Below are 15,667 nucleotides of genomic sequence, written 5' to 3' on the forward strand. Positions count from 1 at the left end.
TGTCCCGGCACACACACGGGTCTGATCGTTTGACATCCAACCTAGTCGCCCCAGGTCAGGACACCGCACCGGACTAACTTGACTGTCAAAGGACACGAGTCTGGCCAGTGCCCCTCACGGCGTCGGCGCCGTTGATCCCGGCATGAGGAACAAGTCCTACCGGCACGGAGACCGGATCTGCTCACGGTTCGAGCACCGCAGCGAACGCCCCTGCGTGACCATCCAGCGCTGACCGGGCGCTCCGTGTCCGCCCTGAGATGTTCGGGGCGGGCACGGCCGCTTCAGCCGACGATGCGCCGGACGACAAGGATCGGGCCGAGGTCACCTTGTTGAACCACGGAGACGGGCCGACCAGTCCGGGGCGCGTGCACGACGTACCCGTAGCCGATGGCCGTGGCCACGTGCTCAGGGGCGTCAGCCGTACCCCGGGCGAAGAGCAGATCGCCGGGGGCGATGGCGCTGGCAGGGACCGCTCGTCCGTCGTGTATCTGCGTGTAAGTGGTGCGGGTGATCTCCTTACCGGCCACCCCATACGCGCGTTGGGTCAGGGAGGAGCAGTCGCACCGCTCGGACGGGTCGATGCCGTGGGGGTTCGTGCAGCTGCCGCCCCATTGGTACATGGTGCCGAGCTGGCCGAGGGCCCAGCGAATCGCGGTCTTCACCTCTGTCGGTGCCGTGGCCGGGATCTGGTATCCCTCCGGTAGCGAGCCGGGAGGGATCGCCCCGAAGCCCACGTTGCCGCCGCCCTGGCTGGCACACCGTCCCGGGCCGAAGCCGCCGCCGAGACCGGGCTGTCCCGGCATCGGGCCGACGGGAACGGCGCCGAGGGTGGGGGCGATGGCTTGCTGGAGGGCGGTAGCGAGGGGCTCATGCTTGGCGTACGCGTCGGGGAACCCGGAGCGCTGGACCTTCTGCGCGGCCACAGGGACGGGCATCTGCTCCCAGTCCTTTATCTTCACGAGCCCGTCGTAGAACCCTCCGGAGGAGTAGACGGGGTCCATGATCTGCTCGCGGGTTCCCCAGCCCTGGGAGGGGCGCTGCTGGAACAGGCCGAGCGAGTCGCGGTCGCCGTGGTCGAGGTTGATCAGGGTGGACTCCTGGAGCGCGGTGGCGAGGGCGACGACCTGGCCGCGGGCCGGCACCCGCTTCTGGATGCCGGTCGCGACGATGACCTTCGCGTTGGGAATCTGCTTCTCGGGCTCGGAGAGACCGGGGACATTCACGCCACCGCTCCCGGCGAGCATCTCCTTGACCTTGCGGGCCATGTCGGCGGTGTCCGGATCGAGGCCGGGCTGGCCGCCGCCGGGGCAGCTGGCGGCCATCGCGGCAGCCTCGGCTTCGCTCTGGCCGAGGCCGGCCACGTGGGCTCCGATTGCGGCGAGCAGGACGAGCGCCAGGCCGAGCAGGCCTGCGACGCCGGCCAGCCACCCCTTGAACTTCTTCTTCATGAGGAGTGGCGCTGCTGGCGGCGACGGCGGTTCAGCTCCCGCTCCTCGTTACGGCTGAGGGACGCGTCGCTGGGCCGCCGCGGGGTCGCGGTCGGGACGTGGCGTGTGCCGGGCTGCCGGGGGTACCGCGGTCCAGACGCTGCCGGAGCTGCTGCTGGCGCGGCGAGGCCGCCGGCTGGGTCGGCACCTGGTGGCGGGGCTGGTGCCGCCTCGTCGCCTGTGTGGCCTGAGGGTTGGGCTGATTCGGGATAGTGGTCGCCTGGCTGCTGCTGCCGGCGGCGCGGTGGTACATCGGACCGCCCGGCAGCTGGTTCGAGATGGTGCCCGCTGTGCTGTTGACCGGAGTGGGCGGCTGCGGCGGGCTGGGCGGCTGCGGGGGATTCGGTGGGGGCTGGGGCGGATTGGGCTGGTGGCCTGCAGGCCGGGCCGGCCGGTGGCTGCTCTTGGTCCCGGCCTGGATCCGGTTCATCAGTGCGACGGTGCTGACGCTGGAGCTCGTGGCGTAGCCGAGGGCAGCGATCGGATTGCCCGAGGCGAGGGAAACGCCGACCATCGCGGTGCGGACCGCTCCGCGCGTGACCCTGCGGGCGATCGACTGGTTCTTCGCCACCGGAGTGGAGGAGGGGGTGAAGACGGAGCCGTTGGTCCCGCCGATCCTGGCCGAGGACATCTTGGCGCGGAAGTTCGCGGCGGCCTGCTTCGACTTGACCCTGAGGGCCTTGCGCTTCTTGATCGCGCCGATGCACACGATGTCCACAGCGAGGAAGCGCAACGTGAGCTCGTTGCCCCAATCCTGCTGCACGGGGTCGAGGACGGCCTGGACGATCAGGATGAGAACGGCCAGGCCGATGATCGAGGCGAGGAGCTGCCCGAGGGAGTGCAGGACGGATGCTGCCCAGTCCCCCAGGTAGCCGCGGCCCGCGCCAGGCATCAGGCCGGCCACGAGGGCGGGTTCGGCCCGTACGGCGTCCCAGGCGATGCGGCACTGCGCGACGAGGAAACTGCCGGTGAGACCGGCGATCAGAACGGTGACGATCAGGGAGGCGACGAGAAGGAAGATCGCGCCGCCGACCTTGTCCATCGACGCCCGCTTCGCGGCCTGGACGTCGCCCTTGACGCAGTCCTTCTCGAACTTCTCCATCGGCGGGTTGCCGAAGTGGTCCACGGCCCACTGCTTGGCGATGGGCATGGTCCAGTCGGTGATCTGCGCACCGGTGGGGTCGATCAAGGCCCGGTAGCTGTTGAACTTCTTCAACCGCTCCATCTGCTGGTTCACGGCCCGCTCGTAGGCGAGCTGCGTGATCTTGGTGTCGCTGTACTTCTTGGCGCAGTCGCCTTCGAAGACGCGGCCGTACTGGAGCAGCATGGCCGGCTTCACGATGAAGGCGTCCGTCAGCGCGTTGGTGAGCGGCCGAGAGAGCGCCCGGGAGCTGGCCGAGTCCTCGTCGTCGGGATCCTTCTCCTTGGGGCCGGGGTTGGCGTCGAGGATGATGTCGGCGACTTCGAGGGCCAGACCGCGGGCGGCAGCGATCGCGCCGTCCTGCTCGCCCAGCAGGAGCTGCGGGGGCGAGGACAGCAGTGTGGCGGTGAGGCCGGCGATCAGGATGGACAGCGCCGCGTCCCCCCAGCCCTTGGCCCGGTCCCCGAAGAAGATGCGGACGACGGCGATCAGGGCGCACACCGACAGGAACAGGGACGGTAGCCCCATCTGGAGGATGACCTGCGTGTGGAGGGAGTTGGCGACGGACAGGACCGGCGCCAGGAGGAGCTTGGCGAGGCCGAAGCCCAGCGCCCAGACGATGAGCCAGCAGCAGAACGCGATGACCCACTTCGTGATCATGAAGGCCAGCTCGGTGATCAGGTTCTGGATGCCCAGGTCCCAGTCGGTCAGGCCGCCGGTGTCCGACTTAACGGTGTAGGCCGAGATCGGCAGGTTCCGCTCGTCGGTGACGTTGAAGACGGCCAGGACTCCGCCCTCGTTAGGCAGCAGCTGCCGCAGGCGCTCCTCCTCAGCCTTGAGGTAGGCCTCCTGAAGGTTCTCCGAGAACCGCTTGTTGAGGTCGGCGATGATCTCCTCGATCTCGGCGAGTTCCTCCGGGGTGGGAGTACGCGCACCCAGCGCGGGCGGGCCCAGGGGGTTGGCTGCCGGAGGACTGGTAGGAGGCGGGGTCGCGGACGGGCTCGGCTCGGCAAGGGCCGGCAGCGAGGTGAGCATGGTGAAGGCGGTGGCGGCGAGCGCCGCCACGAGCAGGGCGAGACGCAGGCGGGCTGTGCCGAGCAGGCGCAGCCGCTTCCACGGGGCGCGAGGAGTTCTCATGCCGCCGCCTGCTGGGTGGTCGGGGTGGTGTGGATGACGCGCTCGATCGCCCGGTCGCGGGGGATGAGGACCCGCATGAGGCCGATGCGGCCAGCCAGGTCGCGGTAGAGGCACTCCCCCGCGCGGGCCCGGCGCTGGTCGTCGGGCAGACCGAGCGGTGAGAGGCCGCCGGTGACCAGGTCCAGCAGTTCGGTGTCGGTGGAGTCCACGCCGAGGAATTCGAGGCTGCGCGCGGCCAGGGGGCGGCTGGTCTGCCGGAAGACGAAGCGGTGCGGGATGAGACCGCGGACGATGGCGCCCTTCTCGCTGTCGGCCGGACCGATGTCGTCGGCGTCGTGACTGCCGACGTAAGCGGCCGCGTTGCGCTTGCGGCCGTCGCGCAGCAGCTCCAGTAGCAGCTCCAGGCCCTCGTCGCTGGAGGTGAGCCACCAGCACTCGTCGAAGACGGTGACCGCGAACTCATCCCGGGAGCGCATCGCGGTCTCGCGGGAGACCGCAGCGATCAGATACATCAGCGCCCGGCCCAGGACCTTCTCGAACTCAAGGCGCTGGATGCGGTGCTCGGAGGCCAGCTCCGACTTCTTCGGCAGGGCGAGCGAGGACACCAGGAAGACGACGGAGTCCGCGCGGTGGGTATCGACGACCGGCAGCGTCTCGTCGAAGACGACCCTCGCCAGGTCCTTGCGGGCGACCGAGCCCAGCTTGCGGGCCAGACCGTGCGCGGCCGTGTCCCCGTTGCCGCGCGCGGTGAGCTCATCCATCAGAGCTCGCATCGACGGCTCGGGCCGGGCCAGGACGGCCTGCACGGCCTCCGACAGGGCGACGCCTTCGAGGTCCATCGGCCGCACCCCGAGCAGCAGGGTGAGGAAGGACTCGGTGAAGCGGGCCGCGACCTCGGGGCTGTTCTCCTTGTAGAGGCGCAGCGGGTCGAGGGAGACCTCGGCGGTGTGGTCGATGCGGATCAGCTGGGTGGTGCCGGGGCAGGCTTTCGCGAACCGCGCCCATTCCTGGTCGGTGGTGCGGTCGACGATGACGGCGCGGCCGCGGCTGCCGGGCCGGCCGAGCTGGTGCCCGCGGGCGAGGACGTTGTAGACGGCCCCCTTCATGCCGACGGACTTGCCGGCGCCGAGCTCGCCGAGCCAGGCCATCGACGCGGAGGCGTTCTCGCGGGGGCCGCGGGCGGGGTCGATCAGGACGGGGCGGGCACCGCCGGAGGCGACCTGGAGGCCGTAGAGGCCGCCGCGCTCGTCGCCGAGCTGGGAGCCGCACCAGGGCATGGCCATCGCGAAGTCCCGCGAGAGGAGGATCTGCGCGTAGCCGGCCATGACGCGGGGGGTGCGGCAGCCGGGCAGCATCGCCTGCCACAGGCTGGCCTGTTCGCCGGCGGGCCGGGAGAAGGTGTAGTCGGTGGAGCCGAAGTCGGAGGCGAGGGCGGCGGCGCGGTCCATGGCGTCGTCGGGGCTGTCGCCCCAGACGGCGAGGGTGACCATGGCGCGGATCTCGACCTCGCGCCGGTTCGCCGTCAACCTCTCGTGGTACTCCTCGTTGTCGGCCTGGTTGCGGGCGACCGCAGCCGGCGGGCCGGCCGGGTCGCCCTCGTACTCGGCGGCCTGCGCCTTCAAATGCCGGGCCCGCTTGCGGACCTTCGGCTCGGCCTTCGAACCGGGGACGATGACCAGGCGAGCGGTCCAGTCGACGGGGTAGGCCAGGTCGTCGAGCTGCTGGAGGTAGGCCGCGCCCGGGAGTGCAAACGCCTCGGGCATCTCCGAGAGAGCCAGGAGCGCCTGGTAGGAGTCGCCCCACTCGCTGGAGACCTGAAGGAAGCGGCGCGTGAAGGGGTTGGCCGGCAGCGCAGGGCCGGCGGTGAAGTCGGCGCCGCCCTCGCCGACGAGGATCTCCCCCAGCGCCGCGACGTTCCGGCCCCGGCCACGGACCGGGGTCTCGGTGCCGTCAGGAAGGAACGGCTCGGCGAGCCCACGGCGCGCGCTGTGGCCGTAGATCCACAGGATCTCCGCCTCGGAGGCCGGCCGCATCGACACACCGGACGGCCACTGGGCCCGGATCCGCTGGGCCTGCTCCAGGCGCCGCTGCACCTCCGCGTCGGTGACGACCGCAGGCATCAGCCCGAGCTGCAGGGAGACTTCCGCCCGCGCCGCACGGAACGCGGACATCACCGCGTCCTTCTGCGACAGCGGAGGAAGCGGGAGCGCCAGCCAGTCGGTGCGGCCCGTCAGCTCCATGGTCTCCAGCTGGTCCAGGACCGCATGCCCGAGGCTCTCGTAGCGCGGCGCGCGCTCCAGGTCGATGTCGTCGACCATGGCGCGCACCACGGCGGTCGGGTCGACCTGCGGGCACAGCGACAGCAGCATCGGCTCGCCGGTCATCGCCTTGAAGAGGCTCTCCAGAGCCTTGAGACGGCGCTTCTTCACGACGGCCGGGGCGTGGGAGTAGTTGGTCGCAGCAACGCGCCACACCGCCCAGACGGTGCCGTGGGTGGTGAAGATCACGTTGCTCTGGACGTGCCGGATCGGCAGGCGCATCGTCAGTTCTCCAATCAGGTACGAGTCGTGGGGGCGCGGCGGGCGAGCAGGGCCTGCACCCCCGAGGCCACCGGCACGGCGGGCACCGAAGGCCCTTCGGGCGCAGGCGACGCGGCGGCGGGTACTGCGGGCCGCGGCCGGGTCTGATTCGGCTGGGACTCCGGTACGGGGGCGTCAGTGATCGCCGGGGCAGTGGCCTCGGCGGCCTGTTCGTCGGCGGGCAGATAGATGCGGGTGTCGCCGCGGGTGGGCCGGGTTGGCCGGTAGGCGCGGCCGCGGAGCTGGCCGCGCCGGGGCACGGCGAGCATCAGGGCGATGCTCAACAAGGCGGCCGCGGGGTTGCGCCCGTCGATGTGCAGGTGGCGCAGCACGAACGCCACCACGGCGGGCAGGACCAAGAGGACCGCGACGTCGAGCCAGCCGTGGCCGCCCCACACCGGGCGGGTCAGGATCAGAGCGGCGACGGTGGCGACGATCCCGGCAAGCTGAGTCAGGGTGTACGGACCGCCGGGCAGCCGGATCCCCCGGCCGCCGTTGACGTCCCGGATCACCCCGTGGACCAGCGGCGCGCGCCGGGCCTTGGTGTAGCAGCGGCCGATCAGCTCGAAGTCCAGTTCGCCGCCGCCGGCGGCGGCCTCGGTCACTGGTCACCCCGGACGGCGTTGGGGCCGCCCTGATACTGGACGATGTCTTCGGTGGTCTTGTTCTTGAGGGCGCCCATGTTGGCGGACAGGCCCCAGACGATCGCCGCAAAGACGCAGGCCATGATCGTCGGCCCGGGGGCCTTGGTCTTCCAGCCGATGACCACGACGAAGATTCCGCACAGTGCGGGGATGGCCACGTCGAAGATGAGGCCCTTGATGTCGGTGCCGAGACCGGTGCCGGTTTCGATCCAGCCCGCGGCCAGCGTGATGGTGTCGTGCATGACGTGCTCCTCTTATGCGGTGGGGGTGGTTGCCGGACCGGGGGTGCCGGAGGCAGCCGGGGCCGGAGTCGGTGGGGTGAGGGCGGGGGCGCCGTCGAGGCTGGCGATCTCCCAGCGGCCGGCGCGGGCCGTAAGGGTGAGGGCGTAGGTGAGCGGGAGCCGCACCCCGTCCTGGCCGGTCGCCCGGAGGGTGACGAGCAGGCGCAGGGTCGTACCGTCGCCGGGGACCGAGACGACGGGCTCGCCGCCGGTCTCGCCCTCGACGGCGAACTGGTCCACCGCGACACCCGAGTACGGGGCCGGGGACGGCGCGGCCAGGCGGGTGCCCGGAGCCAGGTAGCGGTCGAGCTCGGCGCCGGCCTTCGTGAGGTAGGCGCTCAGGAAGCTGGTGACCGCCTGGGTGCGCGGGTCAGTCGGCAGCGCCGGGCGCATCGCGCCGTAGACCAGCTCCGGGGTCTTGGCCCGCTCGGGAGCGGCGACCTCGGCCGGCAGCGCGAGCGCGGTGTACGCGGTCGCTCCCCCGGCGCCGGGCGCTGTGGCCACGGGCACCTGGAAGTAGCGCACCGCGTCGGCCGCAGCCGCCGGGCTCGGCGAGGCGCCCGGCTGCGTGGACGGCGTGGCCGTTGGTGTCGCGCCGGTGACTCGGGCAGCGACCGTGACCGACCAGACCGAGGTGTCGGTCTGGCGCAGCCGGACGACAGTCAGCTGCTCGCCCCGGCGATGGCCCGAGACACCGTCGAGCTGGAGGTTGCTGGCCGGCGGGTAGTAGGCGGCGAGCTTAGGCTCGTCGCCGCGCCCAGCGGAGAGGTAGGTGGCGACGAAGAGGCTCGCGAACCCCGCCGCGCCCTGGCCGCCGCTCGCGGCAGGTGCGGACGGCGCGGTCTTCGGCTCCGGAGCCGCGGACGTCGTGGGCACCGAGAAGTAGGCGAGCGCGCCCAGCAGCGGGCCGAGCGCGATCAGGCCCCAGACGAGCCAGCGCAGCAGGGCAGCCGAATTGGCCTGGGCGCCGGTCGACCAGCCGCCGACCCAGCTGGCCTCCTGGACCGCCTCGGTCTCCTGGACGGCCAGCGCCTGCGGGTCGACCGGTGCCGGCTTACGGCGGGCGGTGAGGACGGGGCTCATGCCGTGCCTCCGGCCGAGCGCAGGGCGTGGCCGGCCAGTTCCGCGATCCGGCTGCGGAGTTCCGCTTCGGGCCGGCGGCTCAGTGCGGCGAGCGAGGCGAGGACCGGCTCGGCGTCCTCGTCGAGGAAGGCGCGCAGCTTCTCGTGGGTGCCGGTATCGAAGGGGCGGGCGACGAGAGCGGCGCCGAGTTGGATGAGCAGACGCTGGGCGCGGGTGACGCGCTCCTCGTCCGCGTCCAGCGACGTCGCGGCGGCGGGTGTGGTCAAGACGCATCTCCAAAGGGGGGAGCGGACGGTGGCCTCGGCGGTGGTCCGGTTCATGCCGCGGCCGCGGGCTGGAGGGATGCTGTGAGGCGGGCCAGGGCCCGCGAGCGCCTGCGCTGCCAGGCACCGGCCGTGGTGCCGACGCGGGCGGCGGCCTCGGCGTCCGGGATGCCGCCGCTGATGTGGTGCCAGGCCAGCGCCTGCGCGTCCGCGGTCGACAGAGCGCCGTCGCGCACCGCGTCGAGGAGGAGCTCCAGGAGCTCCAGCCGGGCCGGGGCGGTCGCGGCGTCGTCAGCCGGGCCCGTGTTGAGGCCGGCTTCCGCGGCGGCCGCCCGCACGGTGCGGGCGCGGGCGATTTCGTACGGGCCCGGCCCTCGGTCGGCGATCTGCTCCGCGGCCGCGAGGTCCTCCCCCGCCGGGCTCTGCTCGGCCGCGAGCTCGGCCAGGACCTGGCGCAGGGTGTCGAGCGTGAGGTTGGCGGCGGGCCGGCCGGGGCGGAGGTGGATGCGGCCGGCGCGGGCCACTTCGTAGAGGGCGGTCACGGTCACGTGACCGACGGCGTCGCGAGTGCGGCCGCCGGTCGCGCGGACCTGTCCGCGGGTGATGCGGAAGACGGCGGGGAGCATCGCCTGGACGATGACGCGGCTGGCGAGGACGGCCGATCGGTCACGGCCGGCAGCGCGCTGGAGGAGGGCCCGCAGGACGGTGTCGGTCAGCTCATCGGTCACGCCCTCGGCCGTTGGGCGGAGCGCGGTGAGGAGCTGCTCGGGCGTCAGGGAGCCGGACCAGGAATCGGTCACGGCCGCGATGTCGTCGGTCAGGTGGCCATCGCTCACCCAGTCGGTCACCGCCTGGCGCAGGACGGGGTCCGCGCACAGCGCGGCCCAGTCGGCGTCCAGCCGGTCGAAGTACCCGCCGCCGGCGGCGGGGTGCGAAGCGTCGTGCACGGCACGTCTCCTTTCGGATCTCGTGCCGTACACACTCCTCAGACCGGCTTGCCCGAAGGCTTGCCCACAGCCCTAAAAGCGCAGATGGGAGGCTTGCCCTCTAGCCGGGCAAGCCTCCCGTGACCGATTGGGCAAGCCTGGTGGGGGGTTGGGCAAGCCCCCTCGTGACCGGTCCATGCAACTCTGGGCAAGCCTCCCTGGGGGGTGGGCAAGCCTCGGGCTTGTACCGCCAAGGCTTGCCCAGGAGGCGGATGCAAGGTCGCGGCGGACGGGTGACCGATGACCGCGGACCGGTCATGACCGGTGACCGATGCGGCCCGGATCGGTCACCGGTCACCGGTCCGGGATCGGTCACGGGCGGGTTCGGTAACCGGTCACGGCACCGGTCGCCGGATCGGTCACGCGCCGATCGGTCACGGCGGGACGGCTGCCCGGCCGGTCGGTGGCGGTGACCGATGACCGATGACCGGTCACCAGGCCATAACCGGAACGGTCAGCTGCTGCTGCCGACGGAGCGGAGGTGCGCCCGGCCCTGCTGCCGACGCTGCTCCTCCAGGTACGTCTGGGCATCGAGCACGCGGCGCTGGCCCGTCTTGGGTGAGACCTCCAGGCGCCGGGCAACCTCGGCTCCCGACAACCGCTTCCCGGTTTCTTCGGCCTCCATCAGCCAGGAGGCCACCAGCTCGATATCGCGCTGAATCGGGTCCACCTCGGCCGGCTCCTCGACGGTCTGCTGCTTCGGCACCCGCGCGGTCGCCTCACCGGACGCGGTCACCTCGGCCACCCAGTCCTGTCCGTCCGCTCCTGTCGGCGCCGCGAGGACGGGCTGCTCGAACGAACGGCCCGCAGGTACGGCCGGGCCGACATCGGTCACGGAGGCCGTCGGCGCGGGTACCGCTCCGGCGGGCACTCGCGCTGGCTCGACCGGCGCCTCCGACGGGCCGCGAAGGCCGCCCTGTTCCCCGAAGAAGGGGTGCGGCTCCCCCGCCCCGGGCAGCTGCTCCTCGTACACCGGCGCCGGGGCAGCCGACGTGTCGATCGCCGGCTCCTCGACAGCCGGTACGGAGGCCGCGTGCGCGGCCGCTTCGAGCTCCGCTGCCCGGAGCTCGGCGAGCACCGGCTCCAGCAGGACGTCGGGAAGAAGGCCGCCCGTGTGCTGGTCGGTCAGGCCGTAGTCCCGCGCGAGGTACGCCGCGAACTGCTCCGCGGACGGGACCGCGCCGTACTGCGCCATGAAGTCCCGCGCTGCCTGGGCCAGCTCGACGAGGTCGGGCGCGGGCATCTCGTCCCGGGCGCCGGGAGTGGCAGCCGCGGGCTCGGCCGCCGGTTCCGCTTCTCGGGCAGCGGCATCCTCAGCACGGGGCTCGGCGGCCGGGAGCAGTTCGGGAACATCGACCGAGGCGGCCAGCTCCGGCTCGGCGGCGGACTCAGGCACGGATGCGGGCTCGGGCTCGGGGCGGGAGAGCAAGACAGGGCTCAGGCCGGCTGCGGTCAGCCCCGCTGAGGCGGTCTGCGCGAGCGGCACGCCGATGCGGGCTAGGCGCAGCGGCATCAGGGCCTCCACCGGGGCTGTGCGGCGCCAAGCCCGCCCGTACCGGGCCTGGAGCCGCGCCTGGTAGATCAGCCGGTCCTGCTCCATCCCGACGGCCTGCTCGTACGACCGCAGTTCCCAGAGCTTCATCCGGCGCCACAGCTTGAATGTGGGCACCGGAGACAGGAGCCAGCGGGTGATGCGGACGCCCTCCATGTGCCGGTCGGCCGTGATGTCCGCGATCCGGCCCACGGCGTGCCGGGCCGCCTCGACGGTGACGACGAAGAGCACCGGGATGACGGCGTGCATGCCGACGCCGAGCGGGTCGGGCCAGGCGGCGGCACCGTTGAACGCGATCGTCGCGGCGGTGAGGAGCCACGCGGTCTGGCGCAGGAGGGGGAACGGGATGCGGATCCAGGTCAGCAGGAGGTCGAGCGCCAGGCAGACGCAGATGCCTGCGTCGATGCCGATCGGGAACACCAGGGAGAAGTCGCCGAAGCCCTTCTTGACGGCGAGCGCGCGGACCGCGGCGTAGGAGCCGGCGAAACCGATCCCCGCGATGATCACGGCGCCGACGACCACGACCGAGATCAGGATGCGGTGCGTCCTAGTCAGTTCCATCGGCTTCGCCGTCTTCCCCGCGGTCACTGGTGCCGCCCCTCCCACATCAGAACTTCATCCCCTGAGCAGCCTTCACACTCTCACGGGCTACCGGCCGTTAGGCCGATTCGGAGGCGACGAAGCCCTGATCGTCAACGAAAAGTGATCAGTGCCCTGGCATGCCGATGGGGCGGACCCTCTTCGGGATCCCGCCCCATCGGTTCTGGAGCCACCCAAATTTGGGTGGCTCCTGGACCCTCGTGAGGCTGATGCTCCACCACACCCGCATGGGCTTGATCAGCCGACCTGCCTACAGGGAAGGTGGTTGGTCACCCAAATTTGGGTGGCTACAGTGCCGCGCCAGTGAGAGCGTCCTGGGCTGCTGTGCTGATCGCGTTGGCTGAGGCAGCGATGGCTTTCAGTGTTTCGGGTGAAGCCCCGATCAGGGTGCTGTCGATGTCTTGCTGCAACCGGGCGAGAGCTGCGGAGAGCTCTCTTGCCGGCCCATCGTCGACGAGTTCGGCGTGCACGATGTCGTCGTCGCTGATGTCCGACGGGGCGGGGCCCGCAGCTGGTCCGCCCAAATTTGGGTGATCCAGAGAGCCAGAGGCGACCGTCGGCTCACCCAAATTTGGGCGACTTTCGGAGGCGGCTTCGGGAGCGGGTGCGGGGACGTCAGTCTCGCCAGGAGGCGGGCCGGGCTGGGGTGGCACGGGGCCGTCGATCGCCCGCCGTCGGGCCTGGAACTCAGCCACCGGCAGGGGCGTATCGTAGGCAGGCGCCGCGAGGGCGGACTGCTTGGTCATCGCGGCGAGGTCTGCAGCAGTGACTCGGTGGCCGTTCTCCTGCGCCCAGGCCCGCAGTTTCACGTAGCCCCGGGCAGTGGGTTCCAGGTCGAAGACCGGCACCAGTTCAAGCAGGGCCCGAACGTGAGACGCCGGCACCATCTTCGGACTCACCCAGATCTGAGCAATCGCCCGGGCCAGCGGGTACTCCTGGATCATGCGGTTGGCGTCGGACTCGCTCAGGCCGATCTCTTCGCAGTACTGCGGCCAGGTGCGCCCCCCATGCCGATACAACCTGCGGTCTCGCACCGCGTGCAGCGCCACTCCCCGCATCCACTGGGCCTGATCCGCATTGGCGAACGCGCGCTCACAGCGATCCAGCTCGTCCAGCTCGTCCGCAGAAAGCTCCCCCGATGCATCCACGGCCTCGGTCGACGGCAGGAGGTCCGGGGTGAAGGGCTGCGGACGCTGAGCAACCTGCGGCGCCGGCGTAGCGGGCGATGCGGCCAGCGTGACCGCGGCGCCGCCACTGGTCTCGGGCGTGCCCGCGGTCTCGGCTGCCGCAGCATGTGCCTCTGCCTCCCGGGCCTCGCGTGCCTTTCGGCGGCGCTCCTGCTCTTCCCGGAGCCGCTGGGTGTGCGACTTACTCACTTCAGGAGACCCCTGTCCTCAAGTTCCGTGACCAACGATCCGAACGGTCCTTTGCTGGCCCCGCTGATGGGGTAGCTGACCGACTGCGCGAGCGCCTCAGACCGGGGGATGACCGTCGTAAGGACGTTCCACCCCTCGTCTTCCATCATGTCGCGGTAGAGGCCGGTGGAGCTGGCGCCGGATACCGTGCGGTTGAGCAGGACCCAGGTGGGCGGGGGAGTACGGGCGGGACGCAGGGCAGCGCTCATCGCGATGATGTCGCCGATCTTCGTTTTGTCCGGTGGGTCGATGATCCGGTCGAAGTCCGCCTTCGTCGGAGCCATGTGGAGAATCACGAGATCGGCCACGCGGAGAACGCTGTTGGTGATGTCCGGGTGGTTCTCGGTGTGGCCGCAGTCGACGATGCCGATCATCTCGTCCGGTACCACGTGCTCGGTGTGGAACTTCGCTGAGGCGGCAGGCTTCACCTCGAAGGGGAACTCGCCGGTCTCACTCCATGCGTGGAACTGCTGGGAATGGTCGGCGTCGAACCCGATCGGCTTGTAGTCGCGCTGCGCCTCCACGAGGGCGTGCGCGAACCAGCCTGAATTCGTCGTCTTGCCGCCCGTACGGGGGGACACGTTCGCGATGAGCATGTCCCGACGATATCGGGCACAGCGAGATCACTACATCAGCCCGAGGCCGGGGAACAGGATTCCCTGTTTTTGCTCGGGGGCGCGTCTACCTGGCGTCCTCCTCGTGAGCAGTTGTCAGAAGGCCTACTGGGCAACCCAGATCGACGGCAGGCTCACACTCTCGGCCTGGTGAGACCTTCCTGGTCGCGGCGTACTGGAGCAGCAGAAATCGGCTGCTCCGAGCAGCCGTTCCGGCGTGGCCTTTGCCCGTAATTCGATAATCTGCGAAGTCCCTGTCTGACTTGCACGGCGGCGCGGCGGGGCTGCCCACGCCGAGTGCGGGCCGCGTGCGCGGCCGCTGGGACAGTTCGCGCAAGCTCCACGAACGAAGGGCTCACCGTCCAGGCGGCTCCGGAGGCTGAGCAGTCAGGAGCGGAACTGGCGAGCCCATCCCAACGATGGGCGGTTGGGCCGGGGCGCCGGTAGCTGTGGGAGGAGATCCCACAGCGGGGCTGAGCCACTGGCCCAGTCGTTCAGGAGGCCCCGGTCGCGTCCGTACGGTCAGGGCTGGGGTCGCCGGAGCCTGCGCGCCGGATGGCTGCGCCGCGGCGCTGGCAGGTCGGCCAGGATCTCCCACAACGGTCGCGAGCCGCTGGCCCACGCGTTGAGAGTGGTCCGATCCACCAGGTGCAGCCGCTGACTTCGCGCGAACTTCACTGCGGGCGCGGTGATCCTGCCGTTGGTGATGAGGACGACGACGTCGCCGCCGTGGACGGGGCGTCCCGTTCCGTTGAGGACGTGAAGGTCCGGCGTGCCGACTGCGGCCCCGGCAGCTCCGTCGCGGCGGTGCTTGCACTGGATTACCCAGCGGCGGCCTGCCGGGTCGGTCCCCTTGACGTCGGCGCCGTTGTCGCCGGCGCCGCCCACCCGGACGGCGTCGTGGGCCCCGTCGCGGCGCATCAGGTCCCGTACGGCTTCCTCGAACTGACTGTGATGCAGGCCGTCCAGGAAGCGGATGTCCCAGCCCCCCGGTCGCCAGCGACGGGCGGTCCATGCGGAGGCGCCACGCCGCGCGGCCTTCACGAGCAGAAGCGTCAGCGCTCCGGCGGCCAGGACCGCGACGGTGACGGCGGCGATGTCGGCGCCGTGGGGCTGAAGCCACTGCCGGGCCTGCGGGACGAGGACGCACACGAACGCGGCGGCCGCGAGGAGGCCGGCCGCATCGACGGCGGCCCCTCCTCTGCGACGGTGCACGGGTCGGCGTCCTCGGCGTGGCCGTCGCCGGGCGGGGGTGCGGGTCGGGTTTCGACGTCCCGGCATGGACGGGCCTTCCTGAAGTAGGTCGTGGCGCGCACCGGTGGCAGAGGGCTGGCGGGTGCGCGGCCGCGTCCCACCGGATGGTGGGAATCTCCACCCACCCTCCTCAGGGCGGCTTGCCCAAAGGCTTGCCCAGTCCCCGAAGGGGCGAGGGCGGAGGCTTGCCCACCAAAGGAGTCCGCGGTGCACGTGGCCGCCTCGACGCGCGCAGCCCGTGTCACCGCGGCCGCTTCGACACCCGAGTCCCCCATTTCCCGTAGCGGGAGGGCGACTCGGCAGCCGAAAAGGCCACCAGTGGCCGCCTGCGGGCCTCCCAGGTGATCACAGGTCGATCCATACCGGGTACGCCGAGTTCGTCGACTGGAGGGCCCATTGCCGGCGTCGCTTTTCTGCGAATGTGCGCGAATTGCCGGGTTGGGTCTGTCGGTGGTGCGCGCAAAGCCGCAGGCTCCCCAGTTGGGGAGCGCAAGCCGAGAGTGGGCGGGGGGCCCCCCCGGGGGGGGCCCCCCCCCCCCCCCGCCCCCCCCCCCCCCCCCGCCCCCCCCGGGGGGGGGACACCCCGAACCCCACGGGCCGCCCCAACCCGCCCCCCCGGGCCCCCCCCCAG

Annotated in this window: 12 protein-coding genes; all 12 read right to left on the reverse strand. The window is 71.4% G+C overall.

All coding sequences use genetic code 11. The annotated features are described in order from the left end of the window. Positions 1-281 precede the first annotated feature (281 nt). The gene (locus tag ABZX75_RS32920; protein WP_355417469.1) at positions 282-1,448 is read right to left on the reverse strand and encodes an NlpC/P60 family protein; all 1,167 of its coding nucleotides are present in this window, start codon (positions 1,446-1,448) and stop codon (positions 282-284) included. A 31-nt stretch (positions 1,449-1,479) separates the two neighbouring features. Continuing rightward, positions 1,480-3,765, reverse strand: coding sequence for a hypothetical protein (locus ABZX75_RS32925; RefSeq protein WP_355417472.1), 2,286 nt, complete (start codon positions 3,763-3,765; stop codon positions 1,480-1,482). Next, on the reverse strand, positions 3,762-6,305 hold the full coding sequence (locus ABZX75_RS32930; protein WP_355417475.1) for an ATP-binding protein: 2,544 nt from the start codon (positions 6,303-6,305) through the stop codon (positions 3,762-3,764). The genes ABZX75_RS32925 and ABZX75_RS32930 overlap by 4 nt, the downstream gene beginning before the upstream one ends. Before the next feature lie 14 nt (positions 6,306-6,319). After that, a complete protein-coding gene (locus ABZX75_RS32935) occupies positions 6,320-6,949 on the reverse strand; it encodes a hypothetical protein (protein WP_355417478.1) in 630 nt (209 codons plus the stop codon). Further along, positions 6,946-7,230 carry a hypothetical protein gene (locus ABZX75_RS32940; RefSeq protein WP_355417481.1) on the reverse strand — a complete coding sequence of 95 codons (285 nt, stop codon included), beginning with the start codon at positions 7,228-7,230 and terminating at the stop codon, positions 6,946-6,948. The genes ABZX75_RS32935 and ABZX75_RS32940 overlap by 4 nt, the downstream gene beginning before the upstream one ends. Positions 7,231-7,242: 12 nt before the next feature. Further along, a complete protein-coding gene (locus ABZX75_RS32945) occupies positions 7,243-8,352 on the reverse strand; it encodes a conjugal transfer protein (protein ID WP_355417484.1) in 1,110 nt (369 codons plus the stop codon). Then, positions 8,349-8,618, reverse strand: a complete 270-nt coding sequence (locus ABZX75_RS32950) for a hypothetical protein (protein ID WP_355417487.1) — start codon at positions 8,616-8,618, stop codon at positions 8,349-8,351. The genes ABZX75_RS32945 and ABZX75_RS32950 overlap by 4 nt, the downstream gene beginning before the upstream one ends. A 50-nt stretch (positions 8,619-8,668) precedes the next feature. Then, positions 8,669-9,562, reverse strand: a complete 894-nt coding sequence (locus ABZX75_RS32955; protein WP_355417490.1) for a hypothetical protein — start codon at positions 9,560-9,562, stop codon at positions 8,669-8,671. 493 nt (positions 9,563-10,055) lie between these two features. Further along, the gene (locus ABZX75_RS32960; protein ID WP_355417493.1) at positions 10,056-11,714 is read right to left on the reverse strand and encodes a DUF2637 domain-containing protein; all 1,659 of its coding nucleotides are present in this window, start codon (positions 11,712-11,714) and stop codon (positions 10,056-10,058) included. Positions 11,715-12,040: 326 nt separating this feature from the next. Then, positions 12,041-13,129, reverse strand: coding sequence for a hypothetical protein (locus ABZX75_RS32965; protein ID WP_355417496.1), 1,089 nt, complete (start codon positions 13,127-13,129; stop codon positions 12,041-12,043). Next, positions 13,126-13,764, reverse strand: coding sequence for a plasmid partition protein (locus ABZX75_RS32970; RefSeq protein WP_355417499.1), 639 nt, complete (start codon positions 13,762-13,764; stop codon positions 13,126-13,128). Before ABZX75_RS32970 ends, ABZX75_RS32965 begins: the two co-directional genes overlap by 4 nt. A 540-nt stretch (positions 13,765-14,304) precedes the next feature. Continuing rightward, positions 14,305-14,997, reverse strand: coding sequence for a restriction endonuclease (locus tag ABZX75_RS32975; protein WP_355417502.1), 693 nt, complete (start codon positions 14,995-14,997; stop codon positions 14,305-14,307). Positions 14,998-15,667 lie beyond the last annotated feature (670 nt).

The sequence above is a fragment of the Streptomyces sp. NPDC003038 genome, from assembly GCF_040611115.1.
Taxonomy (GTDB): domain Bacteria; phylum Actinomycetota; class Actinomycetes; order Streptomycetales; family Streptomycetaceae; genus Streptomyces.